Raw genomic sequence first — 13536 nt, forward strand, 5'->3', positions numbered from 1 at the left:
AGCTGATGGTCAATAGATCGTCGCAGCGGGTCAATGGAAGTCGGTCATCAAGGGTTGCCGCCGTTACTTCAGCCTTGGCATCTAATGGCACCTCGAGCTGGTTAAACACGAACTCTTGTGCTTTTTCTTGCAAATAGGTGGTGACGTCCGAGGCGTGGCTGGAAGAGATGCTGCCAAAAAAGAGGCTGATGAGTAAAAGTTGGTTAATCATTTTTGCTCTTTGGTCGATAAGTTGTTCACGCATATCACCATATTTAACTATGATTGCTTCAGAATCTGTTCGTTGTCACATCGATAGTCTGACGCAATCCATCACGCATGCATGATTAATGCCAAGCGTTTTTAGGGAGTGTTTATGGCCAGTATCCTGGACTCGGTCAACCAACGTACCCAGCTAGTGGGGCAAAACCGGCTGGAGTTGTTGTTGTTTCGTCTCAATGGACGTCAAAGATTTGGCATCAACGTATTCAAAGTGCGTGAAGTGTTGCAGTGTCCTCCCTTGACTGTGATGCCCAAGCTGAACTCCTGCATTCGCGGGGTAGCGCACATTCGGGGTCAGACTATTTCGGTTATTGACCTGAGCATGGCGATGGGCAAACGTCCCATTGAAGACCTGAGCAAGTGCTTCATTATTATCTCCGAGTACAACCGCTCCATTCAGGGTTTTCTGGTGCATTCGGTCGAGCGCATCATCAACATGAACTGGGAATCAATTCTACCGCCGCCGAAGGGCGCTGGCCGTATCAACTACATGACGGCAGTTACCGAAGTGGACGGTGAGTTGGTTGAAATTCTCGACGTTGAACGCATTCTCAACGAGATCTCTCCGGTCTCCACCGAGGTTAGTCAGGAGCTGGTTGAAGCGAGTGTCGAGCACCCAACTCTCGGACGCCCTGTGCTGGTAGCCGATGACTCATCGGTTGCTCGCAAACAGGTTCAGCGTGCACTTGAGGCGATCGGGGTTGAGTGCGTATTGGCAAAAGATGGCCGTGAAGCATTGAACATGCTGCTCGAAATGACCAAGAATGGCCCGATTAAAGAGCAGATTGCTCTCGTCATTTCGGATATCGAGATGCCGGAGATGGATGGTTACACCTTCACTGCCGAGATCCGCAATAATCCCAACCTCAAAGACTTGCATGTTATTCTGCACACATCCCTCAGTGGAGTATTCAACCAGGCAATGGTGCAGAAAGTGGGGGCCAACAATTTTATCGCCAAGTTCCAACCGGATGAATTGGCCAAGGCCGTACAAAACGCACTCTAATAAAGAAGAACAGCTGCATGAAGACACTTTCGGACGACTTATACAAACAGTTCAGCAATTTTCTGGCGGTACAGAGCGGAATCGTGCTGGGTGATAACAAACAGTATCTGGTGAAGAGCCGTCTTTCACCTTTGATGGCTCAGTTTGGCATCGAGAGTCTGTCTGACCTGGTTACCCGTGCAATGAGTGTGCGAGAGCGTGACCTGAAAATGGCGGTGGTAGATGCCATGACAACCAACGAGACACTCTGGTTTCGTGACACCTATCCGTTCCAGTTGCTGACTGACAAGATTTTCCCAGAACTAGGTAAAAGTGGCCGCCCCGTCAAGATTTGGTCTGCGGCGTCATCATCTGGTCAGGAGCCGTACTCTATTGCCATGACGGCGCTGGAACAGCAGATGAAAAAACCTGGTACCCTGCCTGGCGGTGTACAGATCGTGGGTACAGATATTTCGACCACCATGCTCAACCAGTGCAAAGAGGGTGTATACGACAGCCTTGCTTTGGCGCGGGGCTTGTCACCTGAGCGCAAGAAAATGTTCTTTGAACCCTATGGTGACAATAAAATGCGGGTGGTGGAACGAGTCAGAAAATTGACCACTTTCCGTCCCTTGAATTTGCTCGAAAGCTACAGCTTGCTCGGTAAATTTGACATTATTTTCTGTCGTAATGTGTTGATTTATTTCGCTCCGGAAGTGAAGTCAAAGATCCTCAACCAGTTTGCTGCAAGCCTCAATCCGGGAGGATATCTGATGCTAGGGGCATCAGAGTCACTGGCCGGTTTGACTGATCGATTCGAGATGATCCGTTGCAATCCTGGGATTGTTTACAAGGTGAAATAAGCTTTAAATCCGCACTCCTGGAGGATTGACAGAATACCGGCAATATCACGCCAGAGGGAGGCACAATGCCTCCCTCTTTATTTACGTTAGAAGCACATTGGTTGATATCTGCGTGGGTTCTCCACAATCGTCAGCCTGTTTATTGGCGCGTTCCGTGCTTCCTGATAATGCAACCCCTTCTTGCCTACCTCTCATTACCGGTCTTTTGTGGCATATCTCTTGCTTGGAAACAGTATCAAGCAGGAGGTGAGCTATGGCTCTTTCATTCGACAAGGCATTTGGTGTTCATCAATACACGCTGGGGGTTCGTGCCAAGCGTGCAGAAGTGCTCTCCAGCAATATTGCCAATGCCGATACCCCTGGCTATAAGGCCAGAGATATCGACTTTGCACAGGCATTGCAGGATGCGCAGCACCAACAACAGGGGTTTGGTCTGGCGACCACCAGCGAAAAGCACTTTGCCTTGAATATGGATGCGCCCGGTTCGGTTCAGTATCGCAACCCGCTGCAGCCTGATACTGGTGACGGCAATACGGTAGACGTGCAGCAGGAGCGAACAGAGTTTCTGCGTAATAGCCTCGAGTATCAGACCTCTCTTGAATTCATGAATAGCAAGATCAGTGGCCTGCTCAAGGCGCTGAAAGGAGAACAGTGATGAGTTTGTTCAAGGTCTTTGACATCGCCGGCTCGGCCATGAGCGCGCAGACCGTGCGGCTCAACACCGTTGCCAGCAATATGGCCAACGCAGATAGCGTCAGCTCCAGTGTGGAAAAAACTTACCATGCCCGGCGGCCAATTTTTGCCGCCCAGCTTGATCAGGCTATGTCTGATAATCAAGGCTCGGTTGGGGTCGAGGTGAAAGGCATTGTCGAGAGTAAGGCTCCACTGCTCAAGGAGTACAACCCCAATCACCCAATGGCGGATAAGGATGGCTTCATCTTCAAGCCAAACGTCAACATGGTTGAAGAGATGGCGGACATGATCAATGCCTCGCGCAGTTATCAAACGAACGTTCAGGTTGCAGACTCGGCCAAGAAAATGCTTCAGCAGACGCTGAATCTTGGCAAGTCCTGATAGGGGGAATGCAACATGGTTGATACAACCAACAGTGTGAATGGCATCAGCCGTACCACTAGTCAGACGACGGGTACGACAACAGCGCCCAAAAAGGAGTTGGATCAGGCAGCATTTTTGACGCTGCTGACCAAGCAACTTGCCTACCAGGACCCGTTCAAGCCGGTTGACAATGCGCAGATGCTCTCTCAAATGACCTCGATGTCGACATCTGAGGGTATCAGCAGTCTTTCTGCACAAATGAGCAATCTCAACACCCTGATGACCTCCAGCCAGGCGTTGCAGGCTTCTGCGCTGGTTGGCCAGAATGTATTGCTGCCGAGCAACGTTGGTTATCTGGAAAAGGATGGTTCCATTTCCGGTGTCGTTGCGGTGGGTCTTGAGAACAAGTATTCGAACGTCAAGATTACGGTAGAAGATGAGAAGGGACAGGTTATCAAGGAGTTTTCCCTGGAAGGGGAGCAACGAGGTAATGTGGAATTTAGTTGGGATGGCAAAGATAAAGATGGCAACCCGGCAAAAGCAGGCAAGTACGTCATCAAGGCCAACGGGGCAATGGATGGCAAGTCGGAAAGTATCACTGCGTTTACTTATGGCAAGGTTGATAGCGTGGTCCTGGGGAATGGTTCAAATCCGACCCAGCTCAATTTGAGAGGACTGGGCACAACAACCCTGAACAGCATCCTGCAAATTTCGGGAAGCAACCAAAACCAGAAACCGTCAACGACCAAGTCGACAGCATCGATCTGAGGAGCAATATATGTCATTTAACAATGCCTTGAGCGGTGTCAATGCGGCACAGAAAGACTTGAACGTCACCGCCAACAACATTGCCAACGTCAACACCATGGGCTTTAAAGAGTCGCGTGCTGAATTTGCTGATGTCTATGCCAACTCAATCTTTGTCAATGGAAAGACGCAGGTCGGTAATGGTGTCGCGACAGGAGCTGTTGCCCAGCAGTTCCATCAAGGGGCACTGCAATTTACCAGTAATGCGCTGGATTTGGCTATCCAGGGTAATGGCTTTTTTGTCACTTCGGATGGTTTGACCAACCTGGATCGCACCTACACCCGTGCAGGGGCTTTCAAGCTCAATGAAAACAGCTATATGGTCAATAACCAAGGGGCCTATCTGCAAGGTTATGAGGTAAACGTCGATGGCACGCCGAAGGCGGTGAGCATCAACGCAACCAAACCGATCCAGATCCCTGATCGTGCAGGTGAGCCGACCAAGACCACTAAAATCGAAGCCAGTTTCAACCTCAAATCTGACTCAACCCCTCTGGCCGCCGGTGGTTCAGCTGCAGACCCTTCGTTTTTTGATCCAATCAACAATCCGAAGAGTTATGCCTCATCAACATCAGTTACGATCTATGACTCTTTGGGATCTCCTCATGTAATTACCCAATATTTTGTTAAAGAAGCTGATCCGGCTGATGTGACAAAGCCGGCAAGTCCGACGGCTTGGCGCATGTACATGTATGAGGGGAATAAACCAATAGATGTGGCTGGCGGTGTGGCAACCACGATGTCGGGAACCGTTACCAATGTTCCACCACTGGCAGCCCGCTTCACCTTTGGTGCCGATGGCAAGATGATCACCCCGACCACGCCTGCAGCAATCAAAACAATCCCCTTGGGTACCCCAGGCGCTGGCATTATCAACAATGGTGCAGATGGTACCCAGCAGGTAGATATTCAGCTCGGTACTGTAACCCAGTACTCTTCACCGTTTGAGGTGAACAAGTTGACGCAGGATGGTTCCACTGTCGGTCGCTTGACCAAGGTAGAGATCACACCGGACGGCATTGTTTCAGCTACTTACAGTAATGCGACGACTCTGAAGGTTGCCATGGTGGCTATGGCCAAATTTGCCAACTCGCAAGGGTTGACCCAGGTGGGTGATACCTCCTGGCGGCAGTCGCTGCTCTCCGGCGATGCTTTGCCGGGAACGCCCAATTCCGGGACATTCGGTACTGTCAAATCCTCGGCGCTGGAACAATCCAACGTGGATTTGACCTCCGAGCTGGTGGATTTGATCACCGCCCAGCGTAACTTCCAGGCCAACTCCCGCTCCCTGGAGGTCAACAGCTCTCTGCAACAGACAATCCTGCAGATCCGTTAATTGATCTACTGACCATTGAAGAGGGGGACTGATGTCCCCCTCTGTATTTCTGAGTCCAGGCCCCCCGCGAGATCCCTTCAATTTTTCCTGTTGGCACTCAAATTGCAGTTCCCTCAACAGAGTCATCTGTTTGACGGAGAATCCCATGGATCACCTGCTTTACATCGCCATGTCCGGGGCCAAAGCGAACATGAATAGCCTGGCTATTCGCAGTAATAACCTCGCCAACGCCAATACCACTGGCTTCAAGTCCGACTTTGAGCAGGCGCGCAGTATGCAAAGCTTTGGGGAAGGATTGCCCAGTCGGGTATTTGCTATGGCAGAGCGCCCTGGCCAGAACTTGCAGCATGGCATGTTGATGACAACGGGTCGGGATCTTGACGTGGCTGTCGATGGACCTGGCTGGATTGCAGTGCAGGATCCCAAGGGGGGAGAAGCCTATACCCGCATGGGAAACTTGCAGGTGAATGCTACTGGCAATCTGCAGACCTCAACCGGGCTGAACGTGGTGGATGATGGTGGCCAGCCAATCGTGCTGCCAATGCCGATGGAGAAGCTTGAGATCAACCGTGATGGCACCATCAGCGGTCGTCCCGAAGGTGCTGCGGCCAACCTGTCTGAGGATTTTCAGCGGATCAAACTGGTTAACCCGGCTGCCAATGCGGTAGAGAAGGGGACCGATGGCCTGTTTCGCCGCAAGGATGGCCAAAATGAGCCAGCCTCAGCTGCTGTTGGTCTGATTGCCGGCTCTCTGGAAGGTAGCAACGTCAATGTGGTGGATGAGATGACCAACCTCATTCAACTGCAGCGTCAGTTCGAAACCCAGATCAAGTTAATGAAAACGGCCGAAGAGAATGATGAGGCCCAAACCCAGTTGCTGCGTATCAGCTAACCAAGGAGTTACCTATGAATCCTGCACTTTGGATCAGCAAGACCGGGTTGGATGCTCAGCAGACCAATATTTCGGTCACCTCGAACAACCTGGCGAACGCCAGCACCGTGGGCTTTAAAAAGTCGCGGGCCATCTTTGAAGATCTTCTTTATCAGAATATCAACCAGCCCGGCGGCCGCTCCTCGGCAGATACCGAACGCCCGTCCGGCCTGATGCTGGGGGCCGGTGCCAAGGTGGTGGCGACCCAGAAAGATCACAGCCAGGGTAACGTGCAAACCACTGATAACTCCCTCGACCTGATGATCAGTGGCCGCGGCTACTTTGAAGTGCAGTTGCCGGATGGCAGCTCTGCCTACACCCGCAATGGTCAATTCACCCTGAACAGCGAAGGGACCATCGTCACGCCCGGCAACGGTTACACCCTGCAACCGGAGATCCAGATCCCGGAAAATGCCCAGAGCGTGACGGTCGGCGAAGATGGCCAGGTATCTGTCCAGCTCAAGGGGGATGGCGCATCTCAAGTGGTCGGTCAGATTACCCTCTCCGATTTCGTCAACGCCAGCGGCCTGCAGCCGATGGGTGAAAACCTGTTTGTGGAAACCCAGTCCAGTGGCGCAGCCATTCAGGGGACTGCGGGGGCCGACGGTATGGGCGTGGTGAAACAGGGGATGCTGGAAACCTCAAACGTCAACGTGACCGAGGAGCTGGTCAACCTTATTCAAGCCCAACGGGTTTACGAGATGAACTCCAAGGTGCTTTCGGCAGTGGACGGCATGATGTCCTTCCTTATCCAGCGTACCTAAGTAGGAGGTGCATGATGAAAGCCGTATGGATGCTGGGTTTGTTGGTACTGGGTGGTTGTACCTCGACCCCCAATACACCCAAACCCGATGATCCCGAGTTTTCTCCCGTTTACGGGGAGTCGGAGCCGGTCTCGGTGAGACCGACAGGGGCGATCTTTCAGCCGGAGCAGGTCAACGGCATCTATTCGGATATCAAGGCGCACAAGGTGGGCGACATCATCACCATCGAGCTGTCGGAGTCGACTTCCGCCTCCAAAAAGGCCAATACCCAGAGTGGCAAGGACAATAAGTTCAATCTGGACCCGGTCAAGCTGGGTGGTGTGCCAGTCACCGCCAGTCCCTATGATCTCTCGGCTTCCATTGGACAAGACAGCGCGTTCAAGGGGCAGGCCAAAGCGGATCAGAGCAACAGCCTGCAGGGCAATATTTCAGTTAGCGTGGCCAAGGTGCTGCCCAACGGTAATCTGCTGGTGCGCGGCGAGAAGTGGATCATGCTTAACAATGGTAACGAGTATATCCGGATCACCGGCCTTATCCGGCCAGAGGATGTGACCTCTGATAACAGCGTTTCATCCCAGAAAGTTGCCAATGCCCGTATCTACTACGGTGGTACCGGTGATCTGGCCAATACCCAGGAACAGGGATGGTTGACCAGCTTTTTCAATGGTCCTTGGTGGCCGCTCTAGGAGATGTTATGAAGTCACTCCGTCTTGCCACACTCCTCTGCTGTCTGTTGCCGCTGGGCATGGCTCATGCCGCCCGGATCAAGGACATCAGCTCGGTTGAAGGGGTTCGCACCAACCAGTTGATTGGTTACGGTCTGGTGGTCGGTTTGCCCGGTACTGGCGAGAAGAACAACGCCTTCACCGAGCAGACTTTCCGCACCATGCTCAACAACTTTGGCATCAAGGTGCCGGACAACATCAAGCCCAAGATCAAGGATGTGGCGCCGGTGGCTATTCATGCCGACTTGCCGCCCTTTTCCAAGCCGGGCCAGACCATTGATGTCACGGTTTCCGCGATTGGCGAGGCGAAAAGTCTGCGTGGCGGTACTCTGCTGCAGAGCTTCCTCAAGGGGCTTGATGGTCGGGTCTATGCGGTTGCCCAAGGCAGTCTGGTAGTCGGCGGTCTGGGCGCCGAAGGGGCGGATGGTTCCAAGGTGGTGATCAATACCCCGACCGTCGGGCGCATTGCCAACGGGGCGACTGTCGAGCGGGAAGTACCCAATGCGTTCAGTCAAGGCGATACCATTACGTTCAATCTGAACCGTCCGGATTTTACTACTGCACGCCGACTGGCGGATGTGGTGAACGATCTGGTCGGCCCCAATACCGCGCAGGCACTCGACGCCACTTCGGTCAAGGTCTATGCGCCGCGTGATCCGGGTCAGCGGGTCTCCTATCTCGCGACCATCGAGAATCTGGAAGTTGATCCGGCCAATGAAGCAGCCAAGATCATCGTCAACTCCCGAACCGGCACCATTGTCATTGGCAGCGAAGTCAGGTTGAAACCGGCGGCCATCAGCCACGGCGGGTTGACCGTCACCATCGCGGAAAATCAGCAAGTCTCCCAGCCCAATCCGCTCTCTGGCGGGCAGACCACCACCACCAACAGCTCGACCATCAACGTCAAGCAGGAGCAGGGGCGGATGTTCAAGTTTGATACCGGTGCCACGCTGGATGAGCTGGTTCGGGCCGTCAACCAGGTAGGGGTTGCTCCTGGTGACCTGATGGCCATCCTCGAGGCGCTGCAACAGGCTGGCGCTATCGAAGGACAGCTGGTCATATTGTAACAAGCGGCAAGGGGTTGCCACGGGCGGCAAAGAGGTAAGCAAAATGGCGGATTTTGACACTAACAGCGGTATCAATCTCGGGGTCGTGCAGGACGTCAAGAACCTGGATCGTCTCCGTCAGATGAGTAACAGCAAAGAGGGGCAGGCTGAAGCGCTCCGGAGTGCATCGCGCCAGTTCGAGTCAATTTTCACCCAGATGATCTTTCAGGGGATGCGGCAGGCCAATCAGGTGTTGACCAAGGATAGCCCGTTCAACAGCAGCTATACCCAGTTTTATGAGGGGATGCTGGATGAGCAGCGTGTTTCCGATATGACCAATAAAGGTGGGCTGGGGCTGGCTGATATGGTGGCCAAGCAGCTTTCACCAGCCACCTTTACCCATAAGGATGGACGGGTGCTCAAGATGCCGCAGCGTACTGAACGTGCCTACAAACCCTATGAGCCGCCCACCGGGGCTGCCAATGATCTGATTGAAGCCTCTAAAGTTGGCAAGGATTTTGCTGAAAAGGGGATGGCAGAGGATAAACCTGCGCTCACCATGCCGGTACGCCCTCACCGTACCGTGCCGCCGATGGGCATTGCCGCCCAAGCTGCTGACGCAGCAGGTGGCAAAGAGTTTGATAGTCCGGAAGAGTTTGTGCAGCGCTTGATGCCACTAGCCAAGAAAGCGGCCGACAAGCTGGGGCTAAGTCCGGCGGTACTGGTGGCTCAGGCCGCGCTGGAAAGTGGCTGGGGCAAGCGGGTGATCAAGGATGGCGAGGGGAACGTAACTCACAACCTGTTTGGCATTAAGGCTGATCCCCGTTGGGAGGGGCCCAAGGCAGTGGTGAGTACGCTCGAGTATGAGGAAGGGGTTGCATCGCGCCAAAAAGCGGCCTTCCGCTCCTACGACTCTTTTGAAGAGAGCTTCAACGATTACGTGGATTTTCTCACCTCCGGCTCCCGTTACAAGGGGGCGTTGGCCAAGGTAGACAGTCCGGATCACTACTTTGAAGCGCTGCAAAAAGCCGGTTATGCCACTGATCCTCAATACGCCAACAAACTGAAACAGGTATTGCGCAGCGATGCGATTGCGCAATACAACGAGATGGAGCTGTAACATATGGCAAGCGATCTGCTTGGGATTGGTTCATCAGGTGTGCTGGCACAGCAACGCCTGCTGCAGAGCACCAGTAACAACATAGTGAACGTCAATAGCCAGGGCTATGTGCGTGAGCGTACGCTGGTGTATACCAATTCTGTTGGTCTGGGTACTGGCGACATCAAGACCGAGCGGATCCTCAACAGCTATATGCAAGGGGAGGTGCGCCGTGATACCTCTGCCTACCATGCAGCCATGACCCACTATGATCAAATGTCCTCAGTGGACAGCTTGCTGGGTGATACCAGCAACAGCGTAGGGGCTGCTATCACCTCCTACTTCAAGGCATTTCACTCTGCCAACGAGTCTCCCGCCGACATTGGTGGCCGCAAGGTCGCCATGAGTGAGATGAGCGGTATGGTCAACCGATTTCACACCCTCTCTGCCCAGTTCGACAAACAGAGTGACACCATCAACACCCGCATTGATGACGAGACCAAGCAGGTCAACAGCCTGCTTACCAGCATCAACGATCTGAACCAGGCCATTATACGGACCCAGGGCTCACCTGAAGAGAACCTGATGCTATTTGATCAGCGCGATGAGGCTATTCGCCAGCTCTCTGAAAAGATGGATATTCGCACTATCCCTCAGGCCAATGGCAGTGTGCTGGTCAACATGAGTACTGGCCACTCTCTGGTTCTTGATGGTGGGGTCGCACAGTTCAAACAGGTGGCTGGAGAGCCTGATTCGCGTAATCAGGAGCTGCAATTAACGCTGGGGGCCAATCAGACGCTGATCAACCATGACACCTTTGGTGGCGCCATGGGCGGGCTTTTCAAGGCGCGTACAGATCTGGAACCGACCAAGCGTGAGTTGGGGCAGCTTTCCGTTGCTATGGCCGATGCTATGAACCAGCAAAACCGGCTGGGGATGGATCTGGATAACGAGCTCGGTAGCGATATTTTCACCCTGCCAACCAGCAAGGGTCTGCCATACAGCACCAACGGAGGAACCTCTGGGGCTACAGTCAGTTTTGTACCCGGCAAGGGAGCAGAGGTGACTCCCTTTGATTACGAGATCCGTTTCAGCAGCGCTACCGGTTACGAAGTCTTTTCACTGGACAAGGATGGCAATGCAACTTCGGTTGCAACGGGGACTATGCCACCTGCCACTTTCCAGATCCCGGGCCACGGTATTTCAGTGGATCTGACCGGAGCACCAGTTACAGGCGACAAGCTGTTGTTGCAACCGACCAAGAGTGCGGCGGCCGGTCTTGCGCAAAATATCACTCGGCCGGAAGATTTGGCCCTGGCTTCTCCGCTAAAAGCGCAAAAGGACACAGATAATAAAGGTTCTGCAGATATCAAGTTGGGTGGCGTATTCAATACAGGTACAGGGTCAGGTTTTGGCACCAATAGCCTGAGCGCGACGGCACCTCAGGTAGTCAAGATCGATGCCAGTGGTAACTATCAGGTATTTCAATCCGATGGTACTACCTTGATAGGCACTGCCCCCGCGAGCAGTAAGGGGCAGAATCTGATGTCTGCTATCGTCAACCCTTTCCCTGCTGGGTCTGCAGTCTATGCCAATCCAAAACAGACTCCTGGTTACGAGTTCAGCATCACCGGCACGGTCAAGGCGGGCGACAACTTTACGCTTGGCTACAACAGCAACGGCTTTGCCGATAACAGCAATGGCTTGGCTCTGGCCGAGCTGCAAAACAAGGATCTGGTGCGCAAGAGCACCAATGGTGGTACCACCAACGACAAGATGACTTTCAATGAAGCCTACTCAGGGCTGGTTATGTCGGTGGGTAACAATACCAGCCAGGCTAAGACCTTGCTCAAGGCCAATGAGTCCAAACTGATTCAGAGTTCCGGTATTTACGAGAGTGTCTCCGGGGTTAACCTGGAAGAGGAGGCGGCCAATCTGATCCGGTTTCAGCAATCCTATGCGGCATCGGCCCAGATCGTCAGTACCGCCAAAACTATTTTCGACACACTGCTCTCTTCCGTGAGGTAACGTCATGCGCATTACGACCAACATGATCTACGACCGGAATATCTATTCCCTCAACAGTGCCAACGAGCGGCTTAATACCGCTTATCAGCAGCTGCAGACCGGCAATAAATTCCAGACTGCCGGGGAAGACCCGGCTGGTATGAGCCAAAAGATGGCGTTGACCAAGGAGATCGACCTTTTCAAGCAGTATGGGGTCAACGGTAGCCTGCTGGAGAACAGCCTCGGTCATGAAGAGACGGTATTGGACTCTTTGAATACCGCGATGCTTAGTGCGCAAACCCTGATCCAGAAGTCACACAATGGCTCCATCAGCATGGATGACCGCAAAGCCATCGCCAGTGAGCTGGAAGGGTTGCAGCAACAGATGTTTGACCTGATGAACAGCAAGAACTCTCAGGGGGAATATATCTTTGGCGGCAACCAGAGCAAGACCCAGCCCTATGTGAGAGATACCAACGGCAAGTTCATCTATCAGGGGGATACCGGGCAGCGCGAGATCCAGGTCTCGCCGACCGTCAAGATTGCGGCCAATGACTCGGGCCAGGATCTCTTCGAGATTGTGGCAACCAGACGAACTGCCAGCGCGGGGACAGCCAATATAAAGGTTGGCATCGCGGATCAGGGTAACTTTGATAACTTTTTCCAGTCAAACTACAACTCGGCGCTGGCCAGCAATGACTACACCGTTTCCACCACAATAGGACCTCCCGATACCTATCAGATCAAGGATTCCGGTGGGACAACACTGCAGACGGGTGATTACAAACCAGGCACCGCGATCCCGTTCAACGGTCTTGAGTTGACACTTGATTTGCCTGCGGGTGGCGCCACGCAACAGTTTTCGCTCAATCCGCCAAAGAATGACAACATTCTCAATGGAATGTCCGACTTCATCAACGCGCTGCGTGATCCGACCATCTCTGCGGATACCTTCGAGGATAAGGTGGCTGATGCAACCGTCCATATGAAAAACGCCAGGTTGAACATGGATCACGGGATGGGCGAGCTGGGTGGCCGAATGAACAGCCTTGAGCAGGTGATGAGCTCCAACGAGGGGTTGAGCACACTGAATACCGCGGCGAGGGCCAAGGTTTCCGAGGCCGATCTCTACGAGGTGATATCAACACTGTCGAAAGAGGATGCGGCGCTGAGTGCCTCACAACTCTCCTTCAGCAAGATAAGCAGGCTTACCCTGTTTGATTACATCCGCTAAATGTATAAAAGGCCCCTCTGGGGCCTTTTTGCATATGGGCTATCCCATTGTTGAGCCATGATTGGGTCAGTAATTGTAACAAGCTGTTACCTATGGCGGTTTCTGGCTAAACCGGGGTTGACCTTGTTGTGTGATTGGACAATTATGCCGCCCGCACAACAAAAGCGTTGTGCAAGTTTAATTGCAGCATCTCGTTAGGCGAGGCTCCTGTATAAACACAGGCCACTGATCTCACGACGTCCAGAGACGCCCAAGATCAGGACAGTTTTCATCGGATTAAGGTGTAAACCCAAGTGGCTTCCGGCATGCCGGATACGTTATGCAGTGCTAAAGCTGGTACGTGGGGATGATGACACGCCGAACGGCGTCATTTCCTGCCTATTACTCGTCAATCAAATTGCTGTTTTCTTTCAGATAGCGAA

Annotated in this window: 13 protein-coding genes, 1 pseudogene and 1 riboswitch; of the genes and pseudogenes, 13 read left to right on the plus strand and 1 reads right to left on the minus strand. The window is 53.1% G+C overall.

Annotated features, from left to right (window positions below; translation table 11 throughout):
• Positions 1-211, minus strand: a pseudogene (locus tag LG31_RS0110120) (flagellar basal body P-ring formation chaperone FlgA); the annotation flags it as partial.
• A 144-nt stretch (positions 212-355) separates the two neighbouring features.
• On the opposite strand from LG31_RS0110120, the gene LG31_RS0110125 reads away from it, so the two are divergent.
• From LG31_RS0110125 to flgL, 13 genes are all read left to right on the plus strand, one after another.
• The gene (locus LG31_RS0110125; protein WP_033114353.1) at positions 356-1267 is read left to right on the plus strand and encodes a chemotaxis protein CheV; all 912 of its coding nucleotides are present in this window, start codon (positions 356-358) and stop codon (positions 1265-1267) included.
• 17 nt (positions 1268-1284) lie between these two features.
• Positions 1285-2109 (plus strand): CheR family methyltransferase, encoded by an 825-nt coding sequence (locus tag LG31_RS0110130; RefSeq protein ID WP_033114354.1) that lies wholly within the window; start codon positions 1285-1287, stop codon positions 2107-2109.
• 253 nt (positions 2110-2362) lie between these two features.
• Positions 2363-2764, plus strand: a complete 402-nt coding sequence (gene flgB, locus LG31_RS0110135) for a flagellar basal body rod protein FlgB (RefSeq protein WP_033114355.1) — start codon at positions 2363-2365, stop codon at positions 2762-2764.
• On the plus strand, positions 2764-3183 hold the full coding sequence (flgC, locus tag LG31_RS0110140) for a flagellar basal body rod protein FlgC (protein ID WP_033114356.1): 420 nt from the start codon (positions 2764-2766) through the stop codon (positions 3181-3183). Before flgB ends, flgC begins: the two co-directional genes overlap by 1 nt.
• 15 nt (positions 3184-3198) lie before the next feature.
• Positions 3199-3933 carry a flagellar hook assembly protein FlgD gene (locus tag LG31_RS0110145; protein ID WP_033114357.1) on the plus strand — a complete coding sequence of 245 codons (735 nt, stop codon included), beginning with the start codon at positions 3199-3201 and terminating at the stop codon, positions 3931-3933.
• Positions 3934-3943: 10 nt separating this feature from the next.
• On the plus strand, positions 3944-5308 hold the full coding sequence (gene flgE, locus LG31_RS0110150) for a flagellar hook protein FlgE (RefSeq protein ID WP_033114358.1): 1365 nt from the start codon (positions 3944-3946) through the stop codon (positions 5306-5308).
• Between the two features lie 145 nt (positions 5309-5453).
• Complete coding sequence (gene flgF / locus LG31_RS0110155; RefSeq protein ID WP_033114359.1) at positions 5454-6200, plus strand: flagellar basal-body rod protein FlgF; 747 nt, start codon at positions 5454-5456, stop codon at positions 6198-6200.
• Between the two features lie 14 nt (positions 6201-6214).
• Positions 6215-7003, plus strand: coding sequence for a flagellar basal-body rod protein FlgG (flgG, locus tag LG31_RS0110160; protein WP_033114360.1), 789 nt, complete (start codon positions 6215-6217; stop codon positions 7001-7003).
• Between the two features lie 14 nt (positions 7004-7017).
• Positions 7018-7689 carry a flagellar basal body L-ring protein FlgH gene (gene flgH, locus LG31_RS0110165; RefSeq protein ID WP_033114361.1) on the plus strand — a complete coding sequence of 224 codons (672 nt, stop codon included), beginning with the start codon at positions 7018-7020 and terminating at the stop codon, positions 7687-7689.
• Between the two features lie 8 nt (positions 7690-7697).
• Entirely contained in the window at positions 7698-8795 is a 1098-nt protein-coding gene (locus tag LG31_RS0110170) for a flagellar basal body P-ring protein FlgI (protein WP_033114362.1), read from the plus strand.
• Between the two features lie 43 nt (positions 8796-8838).
• The gene (gene flgJ / locus LG31_RS0110175) at positions 8839-9894 is read left to right on the plus strand and encodes a flagellar assembly peptidoglycan hydrolase FlgJ (protein ID WP_033114363.1); all 1056 of its coding nucleotides are present in this window, start codon (positions 8839-8841) and stop codon (positions 9892-9894) included.
• A 3-nt stretch (positions 9895-9897) separates the two neighbouring features.
• Positions 9898-11901 (plus strand): FlgK family flagellar hook-associated protein, encoded by a 2004-nt coding sequence (locus LG31_RS0110180; RefSeq protein WP_033114364.1) that lies wholly within the window; start codon positions 9898-9900, stop codon positions 11899-11901.
• A 4-nt stretch (positions 11902-11905) separates the two neighbouring features.
• The gene (gene flgL / locus LG31_RS0110185) at positions 11906-13114 is read left to right on the plus strand and encodes a flagellar hook-associated protein FlgL (protein WP_033114365.1); all 1209 of its coding nucleotides are present in this window, start codon (positions 11906-11908) and stop codon (positions 13112-13114) included.
• Positions 13115-13297: 183 nt separating this feature from the next.
• Positions 13298-13467: riboswitch (M-box (ykoK) riboswitch) on the plus strand.
• Positions 13468-13536 lie beyond the last annotated feature (69 nt).

The organism is Aeromonas lacus, from assembly GCF_000764665.1.
In the GTDB taxonomy this organism is placed as follows: domain Bacteria; phylum Pseudomonadota; class Gammaproteobacteria; order Enterobacterales; family Aeromonadaceae; genus Aeromonas; species Aeromonas lacus.

Bases quoted from the DNA above. Each gene is read 5' to 3' on its own strand.
- LG31_RS0110125 (WP_033114353.1), top strand. From the start codon at position 356: ATGGCCAGTATCCTGGACTCGGTCAACCAACGTACCCAGCTAGTGGGG.
- LG31_RS0110130 (WP_033114354.1), top strand. From the start codon at position 1,285: ATGAAGACACTTTCGGACGACTTATACAAACAGTTCAGCAATTTTCTG.
- flgB (WP_033114355.1), top strand. From the start codon at position 2,363: ATGGCTCTTTCATTCGACAAGGCATTTGGTGTTCATCAATACACGCTG.
- flgC (WP_033114356.1), top strand. From the start codon at position 2,764: ATGAGTTTGTTCAAGGTCTTTGACATCGCCGGCTCGGCCATGAGCGCG.
- LG31_RS0110145 (WP_033114357.1), top strand. From the start codon at position 3,199: ATGGTTGATACAACCAACAGTGTGAATGGCATCAGCCGTACCACTAGT.
- flgE (WP_033114358.1), top strand. From the start codon at position 3,944: ATGTCATTTAACAATGCCTTGAGCGGTGTCAATGCGGCACAGAAAGAC.
- flgF (WP_033114359.1), top strand. From the start codon at position 5,454: ATGGATCACCTGCTTTACATCGCCATGTCCGGGGCCAAAGCGAACATG.
- flgG (WP_033114360.1), top strand. From the start codon at position 6,215: ATGAATCCTGCACTTTGGATCAGCAAGACCGGGTTGGATGCTCAGCAG.
- flgH (WP_033114361.1), top strand. From the start codon at position 7,018: ATGAAAGCCGTATGGATGCTGGGTTTGTTGGTACTGGGTGGTTGTACC.
- LG31_RS0110170 (WP_033114362.1), top strand. From the start codon at position 7,698: ATGAAGTCACTCCGTCTTGCCACACTCCTCTGCTGTCTGTTGCCGCTG.
- flgJ (WP_033114363.1), top strand. From the start codon at position 8,839: ATGGCGGATTTTGACACTAACAGCGGTATCAATCTCGGGGTCGTGCAG.
- LG31_RS0110180 (WP_033114364.1), top strand. From the start codon at position 9,898: ATGGCAAGCGATCTGCTTGGGATTGGTTCATCAGGTGTGCTGGCACAG.
- flgL (WP_033114365.1), top strand. From the start codon at position 11,906: ATGCGCATTACGACCAACATGATCTACGACCGGAATATCTATTCCCTC.